Below are 2,395 nucleotides of genomic sequence, written 5' to 3' on the forward strand. Positions count from 1 at the left end.
GCCCCGCGGGCCTCGGCCGGGCGGCCGGCGCGCGCGTCGGGCACCACCCGGCGCAGCCTGCTCAGCCGCCGTGTACGTTCCGTCATTCCCGTCCCATGTCCCGGTGCACGACCACCGTCTCCACGCCCTCGGCCGCGAGGCGCGCGGCGAGCTTCTCCGACATCGCCACCGAGCGGTGCTTGCCGCCGGTACAGCCGATGGCGATGGTCACGTACCGCTTGCCCTCGCGCCGGTAGCCGGCCGCGATGAGCCGGAGCAGTTCGGCGTACCGGTCGAGGAACTCCTTCGCACCGGGCTGGTTGAAGACGTAGGCGCCGACCTCCTCGTTGAGCCCGGTGTAGGGCCGCAGCTCCGGGACCCAGTGCGGGTTGGGCAGGAACCGCATGTCCGCGACCAGGTCGGCGTCGACCGGGAGGCCGTACTTGAAGCCGAAGGACATCACGGTGGCCCGCAGCTCGGGCTCCTCCTCGCCGGCGAACTGGGCGTCCATCTTGGCGCGCAGCTCGTGCACGTTGAGGCTGGAGGTGTCGATCACCAGGTCGGCGTCGCCGCGCAGCTCGCGCAGCAGCTCCCGCTCGGCGGCGATGCCGTCGACGATGCGGCCGTCACCCTGGAGCGGGTGCGGGCGGCGCACCGACTCGAAGCGGCGCACCAGGGCCTCGTCGGAGGACTCCAGGAAGACGATCCGCCGGGTGACGCCCCGGGTGTCCAGGTCCGCGAGGGATTCGCGCAGGTTGTCGAAGAAGCGCCGGCCGCGCACGTCGACGACGACCGCGATCCGCGCCACGTTGCCCTGCGAGCGGGCACCCAGCTCCACCATGGTGGGGATGAGGGCGGGCGGCAGGTTGTCCACGACGAACCAGCCGAGGTCCTCCAGACACTTCGCGGCCGTGGACCGTCCCGCTCCGGACATGCCGGAGATGATCACCAGCTCGGGGATGGCCGCCTCGGGGCCCCCGGCTGTCTCGTTGCCCGTACTCACCTGTGCTCCGTTGTCCTGGCCGGTGTCCCGGCCGGCGTCGGTGTCCTGCCGGACGACGTCGTCGCCCGTACCGCCGTGCGCCTGATCTCGCCGTGCTGTGGGGTGTTCTTCGTGCTCGGTCATGTCTCCTGCCCCCGTCGTTCGTCCGGGACGCCCGCGGTCACGGGCTCCCCTGAGGACCCGCCCGTCGTATCGGGTTCCTCGTCCTCAATGATCTCTCCGGTCGCCGTGTTCACGGCCGGCGCGGCCGGGGCCGCCTGGGCGAGGGCCACGGCGATGGTCTCGGCCGTCTTGCGGCCTATACCGGGCACTTCCTGGATCTGTTCGATTGTGGCGGACCGCAGCTTCTTCACCGAACCGAAATGCTTGATGAGCGCTTGTTTACGGGTCTCGCCGAGGCCGGGGACGTCGTCCAGCGGGCCCGCGCGGAAGCGCTTGGAGCGCTTCGTGCGCTGGTAGGTGATCGCGAAGCGGTGGGCCTCGTCACGGACCCGCTGGAGCAGGTAGAGGCCCTCGCTGGAGCGGGGCAGGACCACAGGGTCGTCCTCGCCCGGCACCCAGACCTCCTCCAGGCGCTTGGCGAGGCCGCAGACGGCGATGTCGTCGATGCCCAGCTCGTCCAGGGCGCGCTTGGCCGCCGCGACCTGTGGCTGGCCGCCGTCGACCACCACGAGCTGGGGCGGGTACGCGAACTTCCTGGGGCGGCCGTCCTCGTCCTTGAGGGAGTCGGTGATCACGTCGGGACCGGCGAGCGCGTCCGTCCCGGCGAGCGCGTCCGTCCCGGCGAGCGCGTCCGTCCCGGCGATCGCGTCCGTGAGCGTGCCGGTGCCGTCGGGTGCACCGGTGCCGTCGGGGGTGGCCGGGGCGCCCGGGGAGGCCGGGGCGCCCGGGGAGGCCGGGCCGCCGGCGAGGGGGCCGCCGGGGGCGGGGACGTCGGAGGCGGAGCCGTCGGAGGCGGGGACGTCGGAGGCGGGGACGTCGGATGCGGGGACGTCGGAGGCGGGGACGTCGGAGGCGGGGACGTCGGATGCGGGGACGTCGGAGGCGGGGACGTCGGAGGCGGGGACGTCGGATGCGGGGACGTCGGAGGCGGGGACGTCGGAGGCGGGGACGTCGGATGCGGGGACGTCGGAGGCGGGGACGTCGGAGGCGGGGACGTCGGATGCGGGGACGTCGGAGGCGGGGACGTCGGAGGCGGGGACGTCGGATGCGGGGACGTCGGAGGCGGGGACGTCGGAGGCGGGGACGTCGGATGCGGGGACGTCGGAGGCGGGGACGTCGGAGGCGGGGACGTCGGATGCGGGGACGTCGGAGGCGGGGACGTCGGAGGCGGGGACGTCGGATGCGGGGACGTCGGAGGCGGGGACGTCGGAGGCGGGGACGTCGGATGCGGGGACGTCGGAGGCGGGGACG

General features: G+C 73.9%; 2 protein-coding genes. Both read right to left on the bottom strand.

All coding sequences use genetic code 11. The annotated features are described in order from the left end of the window. Positions 1–82: 82 nt before the first annotated feature. The gene (gene rapZ / locus GT045_RS01010; RefSeq protein ID WP_161332986.1) at positions 83–1,105 is read right to left on the bottom strand and encodes an RNase adapter RapZ; all 1,023 of its coding nucleotides are present in this window, start codon (positions 1,103–1,105) and stop codon (positions 83–85) included. Beyond that, positions 1,102–2,395: helix-hairpin-helix domain-containing protein (locus GT045_RS39330; protein ID WP_237538254.1), on the bottom strand; the 1,294-nt coding region annotated here is incomplete at its 5' end. The genes GT045_RS39330 and rapZ, both read right to left, overlap by 4 nt.

This window comes from Streptomyces sp. SID486, assembly GCF_009865385.1.
GTDB lineage: Bacteria > Actinomycetota > Actinomycetes > Streptomycetales > Streptomycetaceae > Streptomyces.

Bases quoted from the DNA above. Each gene is read 5' to 3' on its own strand.
- rapZ (WP_161332986.1), bottom strand. From the start codon at position 1,105: ATGACCGAGCACGAAGAACACCCCACAGCACGGCGAGATCAGGCGCAC.